The 20,094-nt window shown below is 66.0% G+C and carries 19 protein-coding genes and 1 tRNA gene; 15 read left to right on the forward strand and 5 right to left on the reverse strand.

The genetic code is table 11. The annotated features are described in order from the left end of the window. The first annotated feature begins 15 nt into the window (after positions 1-15). Genes ASC98_RS06200 through ASC98_RS06210 form a run of 3 tightly spaced genes read left to right on the forward strand, consistent with a single transcriptional unit; the run spans position 16 to position 1,979 of the window. Positions 16-756: a GGDEF domain-containing protein gene (locus tag ASC98_RS06200; protein WP_235581186.1), complete on the forward strand. Its 741-nt coding sequence runs from the start codon at positions 16-18 to the stop codon at positions 754-756. A gap of 3 nt (positions 757-759) precedes the next feature. Continuing rightward, positions 760-1,575, forward strand: coding sequence for a MinD/ParA family protein (locus tag ASC98_RS06205; RefSeq protein ID WP_056807618.1), 816 nt, complete (start codon positions 760-762; stop codon positions 1,573-1,575). Continuing rightward, complete coding sequence (locus tag ASC98_RS06210) at positions 1,572-1,979, forward strand: group II truncated hemoglobin (RefSeq protein ID WP_056807620.1); 408 nt, start codon at positions 1,572-1,574, stop codon at positions 1,977-1,979. The genes ASC98_RS06205 and ASC98_RS06210 overlap by 4 nt, the downstream gene beginning before the upstream one ends. A 59-nt stretch (positions 1,980-2,038) precedes the next feature. On the opposite strand, the gene ASC98_RS31250 is transcribed toward ASC98_RS06210, so the two are convergent. The 3 genes from ASC98_RS31250 to radC all read right to left on the reverse strand — a co-directional run bounded on the left by ASC98_RS31250 (position 2,039) and on the right by radC (position 5,675). Beyond that, complete coding sequence (locus tag ASC98_RS31250) at positions 2,039-4,051, reverse strand: peptidase inhibitor family I36 protein (protein ID WP_157597786.1); 2,013 nt, start codon at positions 4,049-4,051, stop codon at positions 2,039-2,041. Positions 4,052-4,365: 314 nt separating this feature from the next. Continuing rightward, complete coding sequence (locus ASC98_RS06220) at positions 4,366-5,004, reverse strand: Smr/MutS family protein (protein WP_056807624.1); 639 nt, start codon at positions 5,002-5,004, stop codon at positions 4,366-4,368. Then, a complete protein-coding gene (gene radC, locus ASC98_RS06225) occupies positions 5,001-5,675 on the reverse strand; it encodes a DNA repair protein RadC (RefSeq protein ID WP_056807626.1) in 675 nt (224 codons plus the stop codon). Before radC ends, ASC98_RS06220 begins: the two co-directional genes overlap by 4 nt. A gap of 71 nt (positions 5,676-5,746) precedes the next feature. On the opposite strand from radC, the gene ASC98_RS06230 reads away from it, so the two are divergent. The 10 genes from ASC98_RS06230 (at position 5,747) to ASC98_RS06275 (ending at position 16,815) form a co-directional block, all read left to right on the forward strand. Continuing rightward, positions 5,747-6,190, forward strand: a complete 444-nt coding sequence (locus ASC98_RS06230) for a peptidylprolyl isomerase (protein ID WP_056807628.1) — start codon at positions 5,747-5,749, stop codon at positions 6,188-6,190. Next, positions 6,190-7,152 carry a 4-hydroxy-3-methylbut-2-enyl diphosphate reductase gene (gene ispH / locus ASC98_RS06235; RefSeq protein WP_056807630.1) on the forward strand — a complete coding sequence of 321 codons (963 nt, stop codon included), beginning with the start codon at positions 6,190-6,192 and terminating at the stop codon, positions 7,150-7,152. The genes ASC98_RS06230 and ispH overlap by 1 nt, the downstream gene beginning before the upstream one ends. Positions 7,153-7,174: 22 nt before the next feature. Beyond that, positions 7,175-8,470 (forward strand): serine--tRNA ligase, encoded by a 1,296-nt coding sequence (gene serS, locus ASC98_RS06240; RefSeq protein ID WP_056807632.1) that lies wholly within the window; start codon positions 7,175-7,177, stop codon positions 8,468-8,470. 77 nt (positions 8,471-8,547) lie between these two features. Next, a tRNA-Ser gene (locus ASC98_RS06245) sits at positions 8,548-8,635 on the forward strand. A gap of 186 nt (positions 8,636-8,821) precedes the next feature. Next, positions 8,822-10,039, forward strand: a complete 1,218-nt coding sequence (locus ASC98_RS06250) for an integrase arm-type DNA-binding domain-containing protein (RefSeq protein WP_056819744.1) — start codon at positions 8,822-8,824, stop codon at positions 10,037-10,039. Between the two features lie 218 nt (positions 10,040-10,257). Next, positions 10,258-10,566, forward strand: a complete 309-nt coding sequence (locus ASC98_RS06255; RefSeq protein WP_157604795.1) for a hypothetical protein — start codon at positions 10,258-10,260, stop codon at positions 10,564-10,566. A 505-nt stretch (positions 10,567-11,071) separates the two neighbouring features. Beyond that, entirely contained in the window at positions 11,072-11,326 is a 255-nt protein-coding gene (locus tag ASC98_RS06260) for an AlpA family transcriptional regulator (protein WP_056819751.1), read from the forward strand. Between the two features lie 44 nt (positions 11,327-11,370). Further along, positions 11,371-14,298, forward strand: coding sequence for a DUF927 domain-containing protein (locus tag ASC98_RS06265; protein WP_056819753.1), 2,928 nt, complete (start codon positions 11,371-11,373; stop codon positions 14,296-14,298). A gap of 1 nt (position 14,299) precedes the next feature. Beyond that, positions 14,300-14,827 (forward strand): hypothetical protein, encoded by a 528-nt coding sequence (locus ASC98_RS06270; RefSeq protein ID WP_056819756.1) that lies wholly within the window; start codon positions 14,300-14,302, stop codon positions 14,825-14,827. An 8-nt stretch (positions 14,828-14,835) separates the two neighbouring features. After that, positions 14,836-16,815: a ClpP-like prohead protease/major capsid protein fusion protein gene (locus ASC98_RS06275; RefSeq protein WP_056819760.1), complete on the forward strand. Its 1,980-nt coding sequence runs from the start codon at positions 14,836-14,838 to the stop codon at positions 16,813-16,815. Between the two features lie 363 nt (positions 16,816-17,178). On the opposite strand, the gene ASC98_RS06280 is transcribed toward ASC98_RS06275, so the two are convergent. Next, positions 17,179-17,934 carry a Cthe_2314 family HEPN domain-containing protein gene (locus ASC98_RS06280; protein WP_157597788.1) on the reverse strand — a complete coding sequence of 252 codons (756 nt, stop codon included), beginning with the start codon at positions 17,932-17,934 and terminating at the stop codon, positions 17,179-17,181. 686 nt (positions 17,935-18,620) lie between these two features. Here ASC98_RS06280 and ASC98_RS06285 point away from each other — a divergent pair. After that, on the forward strand, positions 18,621-18,956 hold the full coding sequence (locus ASC98_RS06285; RefSeq protein ID WP_157597789.1) for a hypothetical protein: 336 nt from the start codon (positions 18,621-18,623) through the stop codon (positions 18,954-18,956). A 232-nt stretch (positions 18,957-19,188) separates the two neighbouring features. Then, a complete protein-coding gene (locus tag ASC98_RS06290; protein ID WP_056810286.1) occupies positions 19,189-19,647 on the forward strand; it encodes a hypothetical protein in 459 nt (152 codons plus the stop codon). Positions 19,648-19,693: 46 nt separating this feature from the next. Here ASC98_RS06290 and ASC98_RS29295 read toward each other — a convergent pair whose 3' ends face one another. Then, positions 19,694-20,089 carry a GFA family protein gene (locus ASC98_RS29295; protein WP_082541719.1) on the reverse strand — a complete coding sequence of 132 codons (396 nt, stop codon included), beginning with the start codon at positions 20,087-20,089 and terminating at the stop codon, positions 19,694-19,696. Positions 20,090-20,094: the final 5 nt, after the last annotated feature.

Genomic DNA, 20,094 nt, shown 5'->3' on the forward strand with positions numbered 1-20,094 from the left:
AGATCCGGGTCCGACGTGTCCACATCTCCAGCAGTAACCCCAACGCCAGACCTGCCTGCAGCGCCCCAGCTGCGGCTCGCCGCGGCGTTGCAGCTGCTCGGCCAGTCGGGGCACACGCTGCCCGACTTCGCACAGGTGGGACAGACGGTGTGGCTGCAGTCGGTGATCGACGCGCTGTGCGATCTGTCCAGCCGCGACGCGCTGACCGGTTTGTCGAACCGCCGCCAGTTCGAGCTGGCGATCGCGCGCGAGATCGACCGCGTCGCGCGGGCCGGCGAACCGGCGCTGGTGCTGATGGTCGACATCGACCGCTTCAAGATGGTCAACGACACCCACGGCCATGCGGCCGGCGACCTGGTGCTGAAGGCCGTGGCCGCGTCGCTGATGAGCTGCGTGCGGCCGATGGACACCGTGGCCCGCTTCGGCGGCGAAGAATTCGCGATCATCCTGCCCAACTGCCCGCCGACCTTCGGTCACATCGTGGCCGAGCGCATCCGCAGCAAGGTCGAAAGCACGCCGGTGACGGTGGCACGGCGGCAGTCGCTGTCGGTCACGATCAGCCTGGGCGGGGCCTTTGCGCCGCAATGGGTGCGCTCGTCGGCGACACTGTGGATCGAACGCGCCGACCAGCAGCTCTACCGCGCCAAGCGCGAAGGCCGCAACCGCGCCTGCCTCGAGCAGCCGCCGGTGTCGCTGGTGAGCGCCGAGGAAAAAGGCATGCTGTTCGGCACTTCGCAGTATCAGGACATTGAGTAGGCGATGAGCACCACAGAAACAGCCGCTGCCGCCCCGCGCACGCCGTCGGGGCACCGTGCGCGCACGCTGGCCGTGACCAGCGGCAAGGGCGGCGTCGGCAAGACCTTCGTGTCGGCCAACCTCGCGGCCGCGTTGGCGCGCCGCGGCGAACGCGTGCTGGTGCTCGATGCCGACCTGGGCCTCGCGAACCTCGACGTGGTGCTGAACCTGTTCCCGAAGATCACGCTGCACGACGTGTTCACCGGCAAGTCGAAGCTGGAAGACGCGATCCTGCCGGCGCCGGGCGGCTTCTCGGTGCTGCTGGCGGGCTCCGGCCTCGTCGAGTACTCGCGGCTGACCGCCGAGATCCGCGAGCAGCTGCTGAAGATCATCGAGACCGTGGCGCCGCGCTACGACCGCATCCTGCTCGACACCGGCGCCGGCATCTCCGACGTGGTGCTGTACGCCGTCTCGCTGGCCGATGACGTGCTCGTCGTCGCGACCCCCGAACCGACATCGCTGACCGATGCCTACGCGACCATCAAGGTGCTCGCGACGCAGCAGCAGCGCACGAAGATCTCGCTGGTGGTGAACCAGGTCAACCGCAGCGGCGAAGGCCGCGTGATCCGCGGGCAGCTGCAGCAGGTGGTCGACAAGTTCGTCGCGCCGCAGTTGGCAGGACCCGACCCGTCGCTGAAGCTCGAACTGCTGGGCGAGGTGCCGATCGATCCGTCGGTGCGCGAGGCGGTGCAGAAGCGGCAGCTGCTGCTCGAAGCGCTGCCGGGCTGCGAGGCGGCCAAGGCGATCGTTGCGGTGGCCGCGAAGCTGGCCGCACCGTGAGCGAGTCCGCACCCGCTTCCAAGCCCGCCACGCCCTTCGAATGGGTCGGTGGCGAGGCCGTCGTGCGCTCGCTGGTCGACCGCTTCTACGACCTGATGGACCTGGAGCCCGGTTATGCCGCGCTGCGCGCCGCGCATGGCGCGAGCCTGGAAACCGCGCGCGACAAGCTGTTCTGGTTCCTGTGCGGCTGGCTGGGCGGGCCGCAGCACTACACGGAGCGCTTCGGCCACCCGATGCTGCGGGCGCGCCACCTGCCGTTCTCGATCGGCATCCTGGAGCGCGACCAGTGGCTCGCCTGCATGCACCAGGCGATGCAGGAGACCGAGCTGGATCCGGCGTTGATCAAACGCCTGCGCGAATCCTTCTTTCAAACGGCCGACTGGATGCGAAACAAGGGCGCCTGAGCGCCCTTGTCGTGATCTGTCGCGAGGGTCCCGTCATCACGACGGGACCGTCACCGAACTCAACGGGTGTGCGAGACGCGCACCGCGTTCAGACCGTCAGACAGCGCCAGCTCGAAGCTGCCACCGGCCGGCAGGTCGGCGCTCGACAGCGAGGCGCTGCCGCCGCGCAGGTCTTGCGCCAGGTTGCGGCGCTGCTCCGTGCCGACCCAGGTCACGGTCAGGTACGGGTGACGCGCGGCGTCCCAGGTCAGCTTCAACGCACCACCGCTCTCCTGCACCTGAACCTGCGTGGTCGCAGCCTGCGCACGTTCGGTGACGCTTGCGGCCTTGGCCTGCGAGTTCAGCAGCGTCTTGGCGCCTTGCAGCACCGTGATGCTCTGGATCGCGCCCGGGTTCGGGACCGTGAAGCCGAAGTGCTTCAGCGTGCTGTTGTGGTCCAGCGTGCGCGGCGCAAACGGAATGTCCGTGGTGCCGCTGGCCGACACGATGCGCAGCGTGTACTCGCCAGCCTCGGGTGCTTCCGTACGGCCCACCAGCGACTTCACCGGGTTCAGCTCGGCGGTGCCGGCTGCGCCGATCTCGCCGCTGATCAGCAGCAGGTCCTGCGTGGCGGTCACCGCGGCGGCAGCCGCCTCGTTGACCATCGACTTGTCGGCCGGCGTCAGGTAGGTCTGCATCTTCCGGTAGTTGTAGTCGGAGAAGACCTGGCCACCGCAGTAGCTCATGATGTCGTGGCGATCGGTCGGGCGCGGGTCGTAGAAGGTGTTGCTGTCCGCCAGGTACGGCCACACATAGCGACCCGACTTGCCGAGGTTCGCATCCGGATACGGGTAGGCCGGGTCCGGGCTGCCGGCACCGCCGCAGGCCGCGTGGGGCAGCGAGAAGTTGTGGCCCATCTCGTGCGCCACCACGTCGCGCACGGTGGTCGGCTGGTCGGGCATGTCGAAGCCGACGCCGGAGTGGCTGCTCAGGTAGGCCAGGCCGGCGAGGCCCCAGGTGCGCTTCGGGATGAAGCCGAAGTAGTGGTCGTGCTTGGCGGCGCCTTCCAGCGAATGCAGGTCGGCGAGTTCGCCGAGGATCTTGCCGAACGCATCGTCCCAGCCGGCATCGGTGGTGGGCAGCGTGGTCACGCGGCTCGACACATAGGTCGGGTGCGACTGCACGGTGACCGACGAGACCGGGAACAGCGCCTGCAGGTGGGCGCCCTGGCTCACCGGCAGCTTGCCGACGGTGCCGGCGATCTGGATCGCGATGGGCACGAACTTCATCGGCGTGCCGCCGCCGACGCGCGGCGTGATCGTCGTGCCGGCGCTGCTGCCGATCAGCGCGGTGAACTTGACGCCCGTCTTCACGAGGTCGGCCGGCACGGTGGCGGTGTACGAATCGGTGAAGCTCGGCACGGCCGGCACGTTGGCCGGCAGCGCGCCGGTGGGCGCGGTCAGCAGGATGTCGCGGGTGGCGCCGTTGGCGCTCGTCACGCGCAGCGTGCCGCTCGGCTTGGTGCCGCCGGTGGCGCCGCTGGTGACGTTGACCTTGACCAGCGCGGCCTTGCCCGAGACCAGCACCAGGGCGCTGTCGTCGCTGTTGAACAGCAGCGACTGCGCGACCTGGATGCCCGACACCGGCGAGTTGCCCGTCGGCGGGGTGGTGGTGGTCGGCGCGGTGACCTTCAGCGACGACGCGGCGTCGTTGAAGCCCAGCGACACCAGGTTCGCTGTGTCGCCGGTCAGCGTGATCGAGCTGCCGCCGTAGTTGATGTGCTGGAACAGCTGGACCTTGTAGCCCGCCTTGACCTTCACCGACGAGACGCGGTCGTTCCAGGCCGAGCCGATCCAGGTCGAATCGGCACCGGCGCAGAAGCTCGCGCCCTGGTAGTTGATGTGTTCGTAGAAGCAGATCGCGGAGGTGTCGACCGCGGCGGCCGTCGCGGCCTCGGACTGCTGGTCGGCTGCCTGCGCGTCGGCGTTCTGCTGGTTGCCGCCGCCGCACGCGGCCAGCAGCACGACCACCGATGCCAGCGGCAGCAGCAGGCGATGGGTGGACGAATCGAATGCTCGGGATTGTCGGGACACGGTCTGACCTCCTTGTAGGGTGCGCCTATCGCGATCACGAATGCGCGTTGTGGTCAAAACCGTGCAAAGTTCATACCGATCGACTTGAAACCATCGGTGAAACCGGGTTGACAAGCCGATTCTTGACAGCGCTTTCAGAAATACTCGGACGCCTTCCCCGTGCGCTGTCGAGGAGGACGGTGAGGCCCTAGTCTTCCTCGCTGTAACGTGCCTCCCACGGGTTAGGGGGAAGAACGGCCGCGTGGCATTTGTTGCCTTGCTTACGACCCGACGCGCATGCGACGAAGCGCGCCAGATCGTGACGCGGTATGACCTCAGCGCAGCGCGCGAAGCAGCACGATCACGGCACCATGGCCGCCTTCGTCGCCGCGCGCCTGCACGAAGGCGAGCACGTCGGCCTTCTGGATCAGCCAGCTGCGCACCTTGCCCTTCAGCACCGGTTCGCGGCCCGGCGAGCCGTTGCCCTTGCCGTGCACCACGCGCACGCAGCGCAGGCCGCTGTGCACCGCGTCATGGACGAAGGCGGTGAGCCGCTCGCGCGCGGCGTCGCGCCGCAGCCCGTGCAGGTCGACCTCGCCCTGGATGGCCCAGCCGCCGCGGCGCAGCTTGCGCAGCACGTCGATGCCGATCTCGGGTCGGCGGTAGGACAGCTGGTCGTCGGTCTCGAGCAGCGTGACCGGGTCGAACTCGTCGGACAGCGATTCGCGCAGCGCGTTTTCTTCGTCGCGTTCGCGCTGGCGCGGTTCGGGCGACGGCGGTGTCGGCCGCGCATGGCGGCGGCCGCTCGGCGCCACCGGCTGCACGCGGCCGACGCTGGTGGAGAACAGGTTCTTCTCGCGCAGCCGGCGGGCTTCTTCCTCGCGGGCGCGGGCCTCGCGCTCGGCCGCTTCGCGCTGCGCGCGCTTCAGTGCCTCGCGGATGTCGGCCAGGTCCTGCAGGCTGCGCAGGGTCACAGCAGGCCCCGCTCCACGAACGAGACGACCTCGGTGTCGCCGACCACCAGGTGGTCGAGCACGCGCACGTCGATCATCGCGAGCGCCGACTTCAGCGTCTGCGTCAGCGCTTCGTCGGAACGCGAGGGCTGCGCCGAGCCCGACGGGTGGTTGTGCGCGAGGATCACCGCGGCGGCGTGCAGCTGCAGCGCGCGCTTCAGCACCTCGCGCGGGTAGACGCTGGCCTGCGTCAGCGAGCCGCGGAACATCTCTTCCATCTGGATCAGCCGGTTCTGCGCGTCGAGGAACAGCACCGAGAACACCTCGTGGCCGCGCCCGCCGAACTGCAGCCGCAAGTAGTTCTTGACGTTGACGATGTTGTCGAGCAGCGGCCGCTCGGCCATCTGCTGGCCGAGCGAGCGGCGGGCCAGCTCGAGCACCGCGCTGACCAGCGCCCGCTTCGCGGGGCCGAGGCCCTTGATGCGTTGCAGCGCCTGCGGATCGGCCTGCAGCAGCCCGCTGAGCCCACCGAAATCGTCGAGCAGGCGCTGTGCGAGGTTCAGCACCGAATCGCCCTTGACGCCGGTGCGCAGCAGCAGCGCGACCAGCTCGGCATCGGCCAGGGCCTGCGGGCCGCGGGCCAGCAGTTTTTCACGCGGGCGGGCGTCGGCGGGCAGGTCTTTGAGCAGCATGGGCATGATCCGGCGGCACGGCCGGGCGCCGCACCTAAAATTGAGTCCAGTCTACCGAACCAGGATTTGCCTTGACCCACGTTCAACAGGGATCGTTCCTGACCCTGCACTACCGGCTCGCCGGCCCCGATGGGGTCGACATCATCAACACTTTCGCCGACAAGCCGGCCACGCTGTCGCTGGGCAGCGGCGAGTTGTCGCCGGCGATGGAATCGCGGTTGATGGGGCTGGCCGAAGGCACGCGGACCTCGTTCGACCTGCCCGCCGGCGAGGCCTTCGGCGAGCGCAACCCCGAGATGCTGCAGCGCGTGAAGCTCGCGCTGCTGCACGAGCTGGGGGATCCCGACGAGCAGTACCACCCCGGCGACGTGGTGCAGTTCCCGACGCCCGACGGCCAGGCCTCGTACGCCGGCGTCGTGCGCGAGGTGGGCAGCGACTGGCTGCTGTTCGACTTCAACCACCCGCTGGCCGGCCAGCCGGTGACCTTCGAAGTGCAACTGATCGGGGTGCTGTGATGGATGAGAACCACACGCTGGACGAAGTGCTGCTGGCGGAGCCGCGCGGCTTCTGCGCCGGGGTCGACCGCGCGATCGAGATCGTCGAGCGCGCCATCAAGAAGTTCGGTTCGCCGATCTACGTGCGCCACGAGATCGTGCACAACACCTACGTCGTCAACGACCTGAAGGCCAAGGGCGCGATCTTCATCGAAGACCTGGCCGACGTGCCACCCGGCGCCACGCTGGTGTTCAGCGCGCACGGCGTGTCGCAGGCGGTGCGGCAGGAAGCGGCGCAGCGCGGCTTCAGCGTGTTCGACGCGACCTGCCCGCTGGTCACCAAGGTGCACGTCGAGGTGGCCAAGCTGCACAAGGAAGGCTACGACTTCATCATGATCGGCCACAAGGGGCACCCCGAGGTCGAGGGCACGATGGGCCAGCTCAACGAAGGCATCTACCTGGTCGAGGACGTGGCCGATGTCGAGCGCGTGCAGGTGGCGCAGAGCGAGAAGCTCGCGGTGGTGACGCAGACGACGCTGTCGGTGGACGACGCGGCCGAGATCCTGCTGGCGGTGAAGCGGCGTTTTCCGCTGGTGCGCGAGCCCAAGCAGCAGGACATCTGCTACGCGACGCAGAACCGGCAGGATGCGATCAAGGTGCTGGCGCCGCAGGTCGACGTGCTGATCGTCGTCGGCAGCCCGACCAGCTCGAACAGCAACCGCCTGCGCGAACTCGGCGAGCGGCTCGGTGCCGACGCCTACATGGTCGACCAGCCCGAAGACCTGAAGCCGCAGTGGTTCGAAGGCAAGCGGCGCGTCGGGCTGACGGCCGGCGCATCGGCCCCCGACATCCTGGTGCAGCAGGTGATCGAGCGGCTGCGCACGCTGGGTGCGGTGTCGGTGCGCAAGATGCCGGGCGTGATCGAGACCACGCACTTTCCGCTGCCCAAGGGCCTGGGCGACAAGTCCATGGCCGAAGCCTGATTTCACTTACCTAGAGAGACCCATGCTCGACATCACCCTGCTGCGCAAAGACCTGTCCAGCGTCGTCGCCTTGCTCGAGAAGCGCAAGTCGCCGCAACCGTACCTCGACGTTGCGCAGTTCCAGTCGCTCGAGAGCGAACGCAAGACGCTGCAGACCCGCACCGAAGAACTGCAGGCGCGACGCAACAGCCTGTCGAAGCAGATCGGCATGCTGAAAGGCAAGGGCGAAGACACCTCGGCGCTGATGGCCGAGGTGGCCGGCCTGGCCGATGAGCTGAAGGCTTCCGGCGAGCGCCTGGAGGCGATCCAGGCGGAGCTGTCGGTGATGCTGATGAGCGTGCCCAACCTGCCGCATGCGAGCGTGCCCGAGGGCGCCGACGAATCCGGCAACCTGGAGGTGCGGCGCTGGGGCGTGCCGCGCAGCTTCGACTTCACGGTGAAGGACCACGTCGACGTGGGCGCGCCGCTGGGGCTGGACTTCGACACCGGCGCGAAGCTGTCGGGCTCGCGCTTCACCTTCTTGCGCGGGCCGATTGCGCGGCTGCACCGGGCGCTCGCGCAGTTCATGCTCGACGTGCAGACGCAGAAGCACGGCTACACCGAGTGCTACACGCCGTACATCGTCAACCGCGAGGTGCTCGAGGGCACCGGGCAGCTGCCGAAGTTCAAGGACGACATGTTCTGGGTGAGCCGTGGCGGCGACGAGACGCAGGCCGAGCAGTACCTGATCTCCACGTCGGAGATCTCGCTGACCAACAGCGTGCGCGAGCAGGTGCTGGCCGAGAGCGTGCTGCCGATCAAGCTGACGGCGCACAGCCCGTGCTTCCGGTCCGAGGCGGGCAGTGCCGGGCGCGACACGCGCGGCATGATCCGCCAGCACCAGTTCGACAAGGTCGAGATGGTGCAGATCACGCATCCCGAGAAGAGCTACGAGGCGCTCGAAGAGATGGTGGGCCACGCCGAGGCGGTGCTGAAGCTGCTGGACCTGCCGTACCGCGTGGTGGCGCTGTGCGGCGGCGACCTGGGCTTCGGCTCGACGAAGACCTACGACCTGGAGGTGTGGCTGCCGGCGCAGAACACCTACCGCGAGATCAGCTCGTGCTCGAATTGCGAGGCCTTCCAGGCGCGGCGCATGCCGGCGCGCTTCAAGAACGCGCAGGGCAAGAACGAGCTGGTGCACACGCTGAACGGCTCGGGCCTGGCGGTGGGCCGCACGCTGGTGGCGGTGCTGGAGAACCACCAGAACGCCGACGGATCCGTCACGGTTCCCGAGGCTTTGCGGCCGTATCTGGGCGGGCAGACCGTGCTGAAAGGCTGAGGGGAGGGCGGAAGCGCCCATTTCCTGGGCTAGAATCCGCGACTCGGCCCAGAAGACCCGCCGAAGCCCCAGTTTCAGGAGAGGTGGCAGAGTGGTCGAATGTACCTGACTCGAAATCAGGCGTACCGCAAGGTACCGTGGGTTCGAATCCCACCCTCTCCGCCAGTGATAGATCCGGCAAAGTTCGCCGAAGTCCGAGAAAGCCCCGCAAACCCTTGTGTTTCGGGGCTTTTTTCATTCGTGGACGTTCGCCGTCGTTCGTTGACAGCCGGTCGCAAGAGGGGGAATGATTGGGGGCAAGGGAGCAAGGCTTCCCCCTCAAAAACACCAAATTCCCCCATTCCCCTCTCCATGCCTCTGACCGACCTGGCCTGCAAGAAAGCCACCTGCCCCGACACCAAGGCGCGTGAGCGCTACACCGACTCCGGTGGCCTCTACCTGGAAGTGATGCCCTCAGGCGCCAAGCTGTGGCGCTGGAAGTACCGCTTTGGCGGGAAAGAGAAGCGCCTGGCGCTCGGCGCCTACCCGGACGTGCCGCTGGCCCAGGCCCGGGCGGATCGCGACAAGGCGCGTGCCGTCCTGAAGGATGGGTCCGATCCGGTGCAACTGCGCAAGGATGAGAAGGTGGCCAAGCGGGTCGCTATCGGCACGACCTTCGAGGCCGTCGGGCGGAGCTGGTTTGATCACTGGAAGGGGCCGCGGTCCGGCCGGCATGCGGAGTACGTCCTGCGTCGCCTGGAGATGGACGTGTTCCCAGTGCTGGGCGCGAAGCCGGCCGCGGAGATCACGGCGCCGCAGTTGCTCGCGATGGCGAAGAAGATCGAGGCCCGTGGCGCCGTCGACATCGCGAAGCGGGCGCTGCAGACCTGCGGCCAGGTGTTCCGCTACGCCGTCGCGCACGGCATCGTGGAGCGCAACCCGGCAGCGGATGTCCGCCCCTCCGATGCACTGAAGCCGCGCAAGAAAGAGAACTACGCCCGGCTCGATGCCAAGGACGTGCCCGAGCTGCTGCGCAAGATCGATGCGTATCAGGGCATGGCGCTGACCCGCCTGGCGATGAGCCTCATGGCGCTCACCTTCGTTCGCACGTCAGAACTGATCGGCGCGCGCTGGGAGGAGTTCGACCTGGAGGCTGCTGAGTGGCGGATTCCGGCGGCGCGCATGAAGATGCGGACGCTGCACGTCGTTCCGCTGTCAACCCAGGCCATCGAGATCCTGAAGGTGCTTCACGAGCTGCGCGGGCTGAGCGGCCTGGTGTTCCAAGGCGAGCGCGACCATGAGAAGCCGATGAGCAACAACACCATTCTGGTCGCGCTGAAGCGCATGGGCTACGCGGGGAAGATGACGGGCCACGGGTTCCGCGGCATCGCGTCGACGATCCTGCACGAGAACGAGTTTGAGCATGCACACATCGAGCTGCAGCTCGCGCACCAGGAGCGCGACGAAGTCTCGGCCGCCTACAACCACGCGAAGTACCTGCCGCAGCGTCGCAAGATGATGCAGTGGTACGCCGACCATCTGGATTTCCTCAGACGAGGAGCGAAGGTGCTGCCCTTCAAGGCGGCATAGAAAGCGGAAAGGCCAGGTGCTAGTAACACCCGGCCCTTCCTGACCACAACCCACCTACATCAGAGGTGAACCATGGCTATCGAGAATCATAGCGGCGCAGCCCTGCGCCGAACCGGCCGGACCTCGGCCGAGACCCGCGACCTGGTGGCATTGCGCCACAGCGCCTCTGCAATGGAGGCGTGCTGATGGATCCGGTTGTTCAAACCCAAAAGATGTACATGGCCGCAGCGGAGAAGGCGCGGCTCCCTGGCATCGACGTGATGCGCTTCGCCGAGCTGGTGGGCGACATGACGGCCGGCCTGCAGGTGCTGCATTCGCTGCGAGAGACCCAGCACCTGCGCGAGGCGAATCCCGACACCGTCGAGGAGCCATTGATGACGGACACCGACCTTCAGTCGTTGAACCGCTTCGAGCGGGCCTCCCTGGAGATGCTGGAGCGCGAGAGCGGCCGGATCATGGACTGGGCCTACGACTTCCACACCACCGAGGGCCTGGAGCGGCGCAGGCAGTACAAGGCCTGCCTATAGGGCGAAGGCTGCGGCGTGCACATCCGCTGCGGACACTGAGGACAAGCAGGGCACTACGGCGGCAAGCCGCATGAATGCTGGGCCTGCGAGCCGGAAGGGACTGAGGACATCAGAGAGGACAAAGTGAGGACATTGAGGACAACTCTCTCTTCTCTTCTCTCTTGCTCTTGGGCTTGCTGTTCCTGGCAAAGCAACTTGTCTACTCCCGCCCCTACAAATTGGACGGCCGAATTGGTCGAATGGCTCTGCATCTCGACGGACTTCGCGGCATCCCGCTAGTGACATCTGCTGCCACGCAAATATTCCCGTTTTGTAGTCTGGAAATGAGACAGAGAAGTCGGTCGAATGCCACCTGTACCTCGATGAATTCCGGTCAATCCGGTGCGACCACGCCAGCCCATCACAAATCAGATGAGGCACTGCGTCGACGGATTCACCAGTCGTTCGAGCCAAAGCGGGCCCGCAGCACTGCGCGCCCATGCCATCACTCCAACGCATTCGCAACATGAACAACCAAGCAATTCATTTCTCCAGCACCGCAGGCGAGCGCCTGATGAGGAAGCCCGAGGTGCTGGCCCGGATCGGGCTGGGCAATACGACGCTGTACGCAAACATCAAGGCTGGCACCTTCCCGGCGCCGGTGTCTCTCGGCGGTCGCGCTGTGGCCTGGCGCGCCACCGAGATCGATGGATGGATCGCCGAGCGCATCGCGGCATCGCGCGGCCAGCTCGGCGAGCACCGGAGGGCCGAACGTCAATGACTGGACGCCCGATTCAACGACAAACGACCAGGCGCGCGGTCGACGTGAACCTGGTTCGCGACGCCCTGGCATGCATCCCGGCCGACATCGGCCACGACGAGCGGGCGCGCATCGCGTTCGCGGTGTACGAGGGGCTGGGCGATGCCGGCGCTGATGCCTGGTTCGCCTGGGCCGAGCAACGGCCGAAGCCCGACCAGGCCGAAGACAAAGCGACCTGGCGCAGCGCCAAGAAGCCCGGCAAGGTCACGGTGGCGACGCTGTTCGGCCTGGCGAAGGAACGCGGCTTCACGTTCCCGAATGACGCGGCTGCTGCACCGGCGCTGACGCCCGACCAGGTCGACGCGCAAGCGCAGGAGCGGGCACAGGCCCGCGCGGTGCAGGAGGAGGAGTACCGGCGCCGCGCCGACCAGGCCGCGCGGGAAGCGCAGCGCTTGTGGAGCGAAGCCGGCTCCGAGGGCAACAGCCCCTACCTGTTGCGCAAGGGCGTGCAGGGACATGGTCTGCGCTACCTGGCCGACGGCACGCTGCTGGTGCCCATGCGCAATGCGGTCGGCGAGCTGATGAACGTGCAGCGCATCGCGCCGGCCAAGCCGTCGAAGGAAGAAGAACGCCAGGGCAAGACGGAGAAGCGCTATCTGCCAGGCGGGCGCAAGTCCGGGCTGCTTCACTGGATCGGCCAGCCGGGTGTGCAGGCGTCTGCACTGCTGGTGGCCGAGGGCTACGCGACCGCGGCGACCCTGCACGAGGCGACGGGTCACCCGGTGGCCGTTGCCTTCGATGCCGGCAACCTGGGCCAGGTGGCGGGCGTGCTGCGCTCGGTCTTCCCGAAGGCGCGCATCCTGGTGTGCGGTGACGACGATGCGGCGACGGCTGCTCGCACTGGCACGAATCCCGGGCGCGAAAAGGCCTTGGCCGCCGCCCGCTCCGCCGCTGCTGAAGGTTTGCCGCCGTTGACGGCGTTTCCTGAAGGCTTGCCGGAAGGTGGGTCCGACTTCAATGACCTGGCCGTGCACGCCGGACTGCCGGCCGTGGCGGCCATCATCGATGCCGCGTTGCGGCAGGAGGTGCCAGCCGACAAACCCGCCAGGAAGCGCGCCAGCAAGGCCGCCACGCCGGCAATCGAGAAGGCAAGCACCCTGACCAGGTCCAGCGAGGAGAGGCCCGCCACAAAGGCGGCCGCGAAACCGCCGGCAGAGCCCGAGGCCAACGAGCGGTTCAGCGTCACCGACAACGGCGTGTGGCTCCTCATGCGCGACGAGGAAGGCAACGAGAAGCGGCCGGTGTGGCTGTGCTCGCGCCTGGTCGTGACGGCGCGCACGCGCTCGGACGATGCGAACGGCTGGGGTTACTTGCTGCAGTTCGCAGACCCGGACGGCAACCCGAAGTCATGGGCCATGCCGTCCAGCATGCTCGGCGGCGACAGCACCGAGTGGGCGTGCCGGCTACGGGACATGGGCTTGCAGATGGCCGCGGGCAACAAGGCGCGGGCGATGGTTGCGCAGTACATCGACTCGCGCAAGCCCGTAGACCGCGTGACCTGTACGGACCGCGTCGGCTGGCATGGCGGGGTCTACGTGCTGCCCAGCGACTGCGTCGGCGAGACCGATGGCCGGCGCTTCGTGTTTCAGAGCGAAGCTGGCATGGAGGACACCTACCGGCGCGAGGGCACGCTGCAGCAATGGCGAGAGAACATCGCGGCCAAGTGCGTCGGCAATTCGCGCCTGGTCTTCGCGCTGTCGTGCGCGTTCGCCGGCCCGATGACGCGCCTGGCCGAGATGGAGAGCGGTGGCTTCCACCTGCGCGGCGACTCCAGCATGGGCAAGACGACGGCGCTGCGCATTGCGGCCAGCGTGTGGGGCCGACCGAACTACATGCAGCGCTGGCGCACGACCGACAACGCGCTGGAGGCGACGGCAGTCCAGCACTGCGACAGCCTGCTGATCCTCGACGAATTCGGCCAGCTCGACCCGAAGGTCGCCGGGGAATGCGCATACATGCTCGCCAACGACCAGGAGAAGGGGCGCGCCACGCGCAACGGCCTGGCACGCAAGCGGCGCACGTGGCGGCTGTTGTTCCTGTCGTCGGGCGAGTTGTCCTTGGCGCAACACATGGAAGCGGCCTCGAAGACGCCGCGTGCCGGGCAGGAAGTGCGCATGCTCGACATCCCGCTCGATGCGGGGGCGGGGATGGGCGGCCTGGAAGAACTGCACGGCCATGGCGGGCCGGCTGCACTGGCTGACGACATCGTGACGGCTGCGGCGAAGACCTACGGCCAGGCCGGCCACGCCTGGCTGGAGTGGGCGTGCAAGCATCACGCCGAGTTGCCTGCTCGCCTGGCGGACATGATCCGAACCTATCGGGATGACTTCGTGCCCGAGGGCGCGGCAGAGCAGGTGCGACGCGCCGGTGCGCGCTTCGCCCTCGTCGCGGCGGCTGGCGAGTTGGCCACGGAGGCGGGCATCACCGGATGGGTCAAGGGCGAGGCCCGCGCCGCGTTGAGCCGTTGCTTCAATGCCTGGATCGAGTCGCGTGGTCATTCGGGCAATGGCGAGGACTACGCGATGCATCGCCAGGTACGCAAATTCCTCGAGCTGCATGGTGCGGGCCGCTTCACGTGGTGGCACCGAGGGGCCGACGACCATTCGCCGAACACCCTGATGCGTGCGGGCTTCCGGCGCATGGTCGACGCGGAAGGCAAAGCGATCCGAACGAACTCGGACCATCAACGCGAGTTCGGCGAGCGCATGCAACCGGCCGATGGGGAAAGCACGTCCATTGAATATTTCGTGCTGCCTGAGGTGTTCCGCAGCGAGATGTGCGCCGGGTACGACTACCGGGCCGTATGTCGGACGCTGGCGCAGCGCGGGCACCTCGAAACCGGACCGCATGGCCGCTTCGATCGCAAGGAACGTCTGCCCGGCATCGGCCCGAGCACTTGCTACCGCATCAAAGCATCGATCTTCGGAGACTGACATGCACACCACCTCTTATGCGGGACAGGGGAGTGCAGACGGTGCCGAGCTCGTCGGCAACATGCTGGCGCACCTGACGGGCGGCGCGCCACTTGATCCGGACACGGCGAGAGCCTGGGCCGATGGCATCGTCGCGTCCGTGCGGCGCGGCGAATCGCTCGACACCTCATTGGGTTTGTCAGCGTCGGGCCGGCGCACGCTGCAGACGCGGTTGCTTCACTTGCGTCGCGACGACCATCTGAAGGAAGCGGCTGCTGCGTTGTCGCTCGACCCGGCGCTGTCGACCTGGTCGCGATGCTTGCGCCTGGTGCCGCTGATCCGCACGTTCGTTGATCGCGAATGGCGAGCTGTGCGCACGGAAGCGGATCCCCCGGAAGACTGGCCGGCTTGGAAGGTGCACCTCTTTCGCGCCATGCAGACCGACCTTGCATTGCCGCGATCGCCGCGCGGTGTGTACGACGTTGTGCAGCGAGCACAGGCCTGTTCCGCGCGGCGATCGGGCGCGAGACTGCTCTCACACTACCTCTGAAAAATTCAATGCAAACGATCCATATCTTTGGCGAAATCGGTACCGAAGTGACTGCGGATTTCATCCGCCAGGAACTGCAACTCATCGGCGACAAGCCGGTGCTGGTGCGCATCAACTCGGAAGGCGGCTCCGTGTACGACGGCATCGCGATCTACGAGCTGCTGCGGGCCCATCCCGCGCACGTGACGGTCGAGATCACCGGCTGGGCACTGTCCATCGCCAGCGTCATCGCCATGGGCGGTCGCAAGGTCGTGATCGCGCCGTCCGGCCTGATGATGGTCCACAACCCGTGGAGCACCACCAGCGGCAACGCGGCCGATCTGCGCCGCGCGGCTGACACGCTCGACGTGGTGCGGGGTACGCTCATCACGGCCTATCAACGCACCGGGCAATCCGAAGACAAGCTGCGCGCCTGGCTCGATGCGGAAACCTGGTTCGATGCCGAGCAAGCCAAGGCTGCAGGCCTGGTCGACGAGGTCGCCGACGACTCCTATGACGAGCGGCCTTCCAACGCGCGTGCCTGTGCCTTCTCCATCCCGGAGAAGTACAAGCTGCGTAGGCCCGCGCTGGTCAATCTGCACTTGCCTCCCCAAAGCCGACACGATGTCACCAGGGCACCCGATTCGGTACCGCTGGCCTCGGCCGCCGCCCCCGCTGCTGCTGGCTCCATCCGCAACGAAGCGGACACCGGCCGCATCATCGAGATGTTCGAGCGAGAAATTCGCCGGGCGCCGGACAGCGCCGGCGACATGGGCAAGTTGTTGATCCAGTGCCTATCCAACAAGAAGCTGACCCCGGCCGATGCGGGGGAGCGCATCTTGAACCACATGGGTGCCGGTGCCTTCCCGATCGGCGGTGCCATGTACGTCGACGACCGCGGCCAACAAGTGTGGGCGGGCTCCAGCAGCAGCGGCCCCAGCACCATGCACGAATTCAAGGCTGCTGCCTCGGACGTGCTGCTGGCACGCGCTGGTGTGCCGGTGGAGAACCCGCACCCGGCCTCGCGCGACCTGCAGCGCCTGTCGGTGCTCGCGATGGCGGAGAAGGTGCTCTCGATGGCAGGTCTGCCGACGTACCGCAAGAGCCAGAACGAGATCATCAAGGCGGCCATGAGCACGTCGGATTTCCCCGAACTGCTGGCGAACACAACCGGCCGCGCGCTGCGTGCCGGCTACGAGAATGCGCAGGCCACGCACGCGGTGTGGACCGCCGAGCGCGAGGTGCCGGACTTCAAGCCGCAGAGCTTGGTGTCGCTGTCCGAGGCGCCGGGCCTGGACAAGGTTCTGGAGCTGGCCGACTACACCTACGGTAGCTTCGCCGAGTCGGCCGAATCGTTCCGCATCGAGACCTTCGGCAAGATCGTCAAGATCTCGCGTCAGGCCCTGATCAATGACGACCTGGACGCCTTCACGCGCATCCCGCAGGCCTACGGTGCCTCGGCACGCCGCCTCGAAGCCGACAGCGTGTATGCCAAGCTGACGGGCAGCACGCGGCTGCGTGATGACATGCCGCTCTTCCACGAGAAGCACGGCAACCTGGCGGCCGTCGGTGCTGCGTTGTCCGCCGAAACGCTGGGCGCTGCACGGGCCGCCATGCGCAAGCAGAAGGGGCTGAAGGGCCTGGGCTACTTCGATCCGCAACCGCGCTTCTTGATCGTGCCGGTTTCGCTGGAGACGAAGGCCGAGCAGCTGCTGGCCAGCCTGGTCGACCCGGGCATGTCGAACAACACCGGCAACCCGGAGTGGATTCGCCGCCTCCTGCTGGTCTCCGATCCGCGTCTGGATGAGGTCTCCGAGACGGCGTGGTATCTCGCCGCCGACCCGACCCAGCACGACACCATCGTGCGCGCCTACCTGGCCGGCGAGCCGCGTCCGTACCTCGAAGAGAACGAGGAATTCGAGCGCGACGCCGTGGCGCACAAGTGCCGGCTGGACTTCGGTGTGGGCGTGATCGACTACCGCGGGCTGTACAAGAACCCGGGCAAGTAAAGAGGCAAGACAGGCGGCGGGCGAGAAGTTGGCCATAGCCCGCGGCCTGAGCGTTCGGNAAGTGCCGGCTGGACTTCGGTGTGGGCGTGATCGACTACCGCGGGCTGTACAAGAACCCGGGCAAGTAAAGAGGCAAGACAGGCGGCGGGCGAGAAGTTGGCCATAGCCCGCGGCCTGAGCGTTCGGTGGGACGAACGCGGACTCCAGGGAACATGGCTGACATCCTCTGAGACGGTGACCGGAAGCATCCCTCAGAACGCGCGCCAGGGACGCCACGCAAATGCAGTGAGGCGCGCATCGATCTCCGCAGGGAGCCGACTTCGAAAGAAGCGGCTCCCTGTTTCATGCTCGGCTGTGACCACCTTACACGAGCTTCTCCAGCCGTGCCTTCTGCCGTCGGTACTCGGTCAGCAGCCCATCCAGGTATGGGCCGATCGCGCTAAGCAATTCGCGATTGATCTCTGCATACTCTTTCGTGCGTTGGGCAGTGAATTTTTTCACCAGTTGACCTCGTACATGCACGAGCCCCTCGTATGGAAGCTTTCGGTCGTCTCCCCAGGTTTCCTTCGTGTGCATGTAGAGCAGCTGTATTCGGCGAAGTTCTGGATCGTCCTGCGAATGGCGGTGAATGAGCTTGTGTCGTTCCTGCTCCTGGTCTTTGATGGGCTTTCTAACCGCCTTCAACAGCTTCGGCACGTCGGTCCGTGAGACGTGCAAGTTGCTAACGATGGCGGAGTGATTCACGTGTTCATCCGAAATGCATAGGTGGAAGACAGCATTCGCAAGTTGCAAACACCTGTCATACACCGAGACCATCCGAATCAAGTAGTTCTCGATGTTGTAGAGAAGGTGATGGGATCTCGTTACCCCTGCGCTGGATGCCTTCTTGCCGTATCGAAAGTCCGTCATGAAGTGCACTGCGTGATGGAGCTGTTCGATCCACGAAGCAGCGTGAGAGAGGGAAAAACCAACTCGCAAGACATAGAACTGCAGCTCGTCAAGCGTTCTGCTCTCGTCGATCTCATCCGTAAGCTTCATGCCGAGCGAGGAATGAATGGCAACGCTGTCCGCCACCACTTCTTTGAATAGCTGATGCTGATACAGATCTGGGAGCGTCATGTGGGCCTCGTGGATGATTGGGGCGCACACGCAGATGGACTGGTCGAGGTGGACCGCGCGTGGTCGCTGTTTGTCGAGCCATTCTGTCGCAGCCGCCCGCATTTGTAAGCCACGTTCTACCCGGCCGCAGAAGGGCGGGGCGGCAGCTCCTTTCGCGCTGCGGATTGCTCTACGTGCTTGATTTTGGACGGGTTGCAGGGCTCCAGTGAAAAGCTATGAACCGATTCATGGAGTCCTCTGCGATGGCTGCTGTCCTCGTTGTCCTCAGTCGCCGGCCGATTGTCCGCAGACGCTCTGAGGACGTGGAAGCCAAGCATTCATGCGGGTTTGCGGGCGATCCGGCCCCTTGTCCTCAGTGTCCGCAGAAGAAAATGAAACGTAGACAACGAGCGGTAGACCAAAGCACACGTGCACCGATCTCATCCGCTGCCTGTCCTCCCCGTCCTCAGCCGTAAGGCAGATGTCCGCAGGCACTATGAGGACGCGCAAACCAAGCATCCATGCGGGCTGGCGGCCGATTCGATGCCTGTCCTCAGTGTCCGCAGCCAAGAGAGTAGAGCGGGCAATTTCCCGACGGCCCCCACCCCCCTGTTGGGTCCTCCCTGGGGAACCTCGATCAAGGGTAATTCGAACCCCGTTCGCTTTCTAGTTATGAGGCATCCCTAGGGGGGTTGTATAAAGATCGCATGACCACACTGACAGTCGCACCACAAGCGCTCGCTCACATTCGCCAGATGATTGAGGCAGAAGCAATGGCCGAGCCCGTTGTCCTCGTGGCTTGGGACAAAGGCTCTGCGGAGCTCTCTCGCGGCCCTAGTGGGGAGGCCATATGGGAGAGGGGACCGAAAGGGTGGGTCGTGGCCGTCGCCGATCTCGCGGTGATTGGTTCACACGGCGTTCCGACCATTGAACTTGATGGCCTGACTTTCCAGCTCGCCCTGGTGCCAGACGGACCCAATCTCGACGGTTGCGAACTTCGGCTCAATGGCGGGAGCCTCGCAATCGAGGCCAGTGGCACGTAACCCTCGCCCAGTCGCTGTGCTCAGGCCCGGCCTTCCACCTGCTGCGCTCGGCATCTGGGGGAATGGATGGGGGTAGCGGGCGACATGGACAGTTCGGAGAGCAAGCATTGGAGAGCACTTCCGAAGAAAATTCGGAAGACACCCTCCCGAAAGCCGCGGCTCCAACCAATCTAGCGCTGAATCCTTCAAGTACCAGCCACCGTGCCGCCGACCAGCTCCACACTCGGTTTTCATGACTCGATCGACATCGACAATCCTGTTCCTCGCCGCCATCGCCTTGGTGGCTGTCACGAGTTTTCTCCTCGGCCAACAGTGGCAGCTTCAGCGAGTTCGCGAACGCCACGTGCAGGCAATGACCGACCAAGGCCATCCGCTCGGCGCCGCATGCGCCACTGGCAACGACAAGACGGTCGAAGAGTCGCTGTGGCGCACGATCGCATTGGCTGAGGTCAACGCGGCAAGCCTGACGCCTCACTTCCCGTCCACGACCGGCAACATCATCGGGTCGTCGTACGCGATGCTTTCTTCGGTCGCCAGACACCAGGGACTGACGAGTTACTCGTCAGAGCTTCTCGCGACGGCCGTCCGGTTGTGCACGAAGTACGGCGGGGGAAGATGCTCGCAAGAGCAGCTCATCGAGGACACGAAAGCACTCCTCGTCGGCATGAAGGCCTGCAAATTCACGTGGTGATGGCGGGACGTCTCGTCCTTCGCCTGAAGGGCTCCGCGCAGACGGCTCAGGGATAGTGCTCAGCATCCACCGGCGGAACCACCCAGCCGTGCATCCGCTCCTCGTAAACCGACACACTCGGCGGCGGAAAGCCTGGATCAGCGAATGCCCCGACAGGAATGGCCAGGAACGCTTCCAACCCTTCGAGCTCGTAATAGACCGTCGATCCGCAGTGCGGGCAGAAGTGAAACCTGACGCGTGAGCCTTCGTCTCCCACGCGGACGAATTCGGTGGACACGCCGGCAAGTGAGACATGCTCGCGATGGAACCGGGCTTGCTGCCCGAACACGCTGCCGGTTCGGCGTTGACAAGCCAGGCAATGACAAATCGAGATGCGAACCGGATCGCCATCGACCTGGGCGGTCAGCTGGCCGCAACTGCAAGAGGCAAGACGGTTCGGCATGGCGT

This window comes from Rhizobacter sp. Root1238 (genome assembly GCF_001425825.1).
In the GTDB taxonomy this organism is placed as follows: Bacteria; Pseudomonadota; Gammaproteobacteria; order Burkholderiales; family Burkholderiaceae_C; genus Rhizobacter.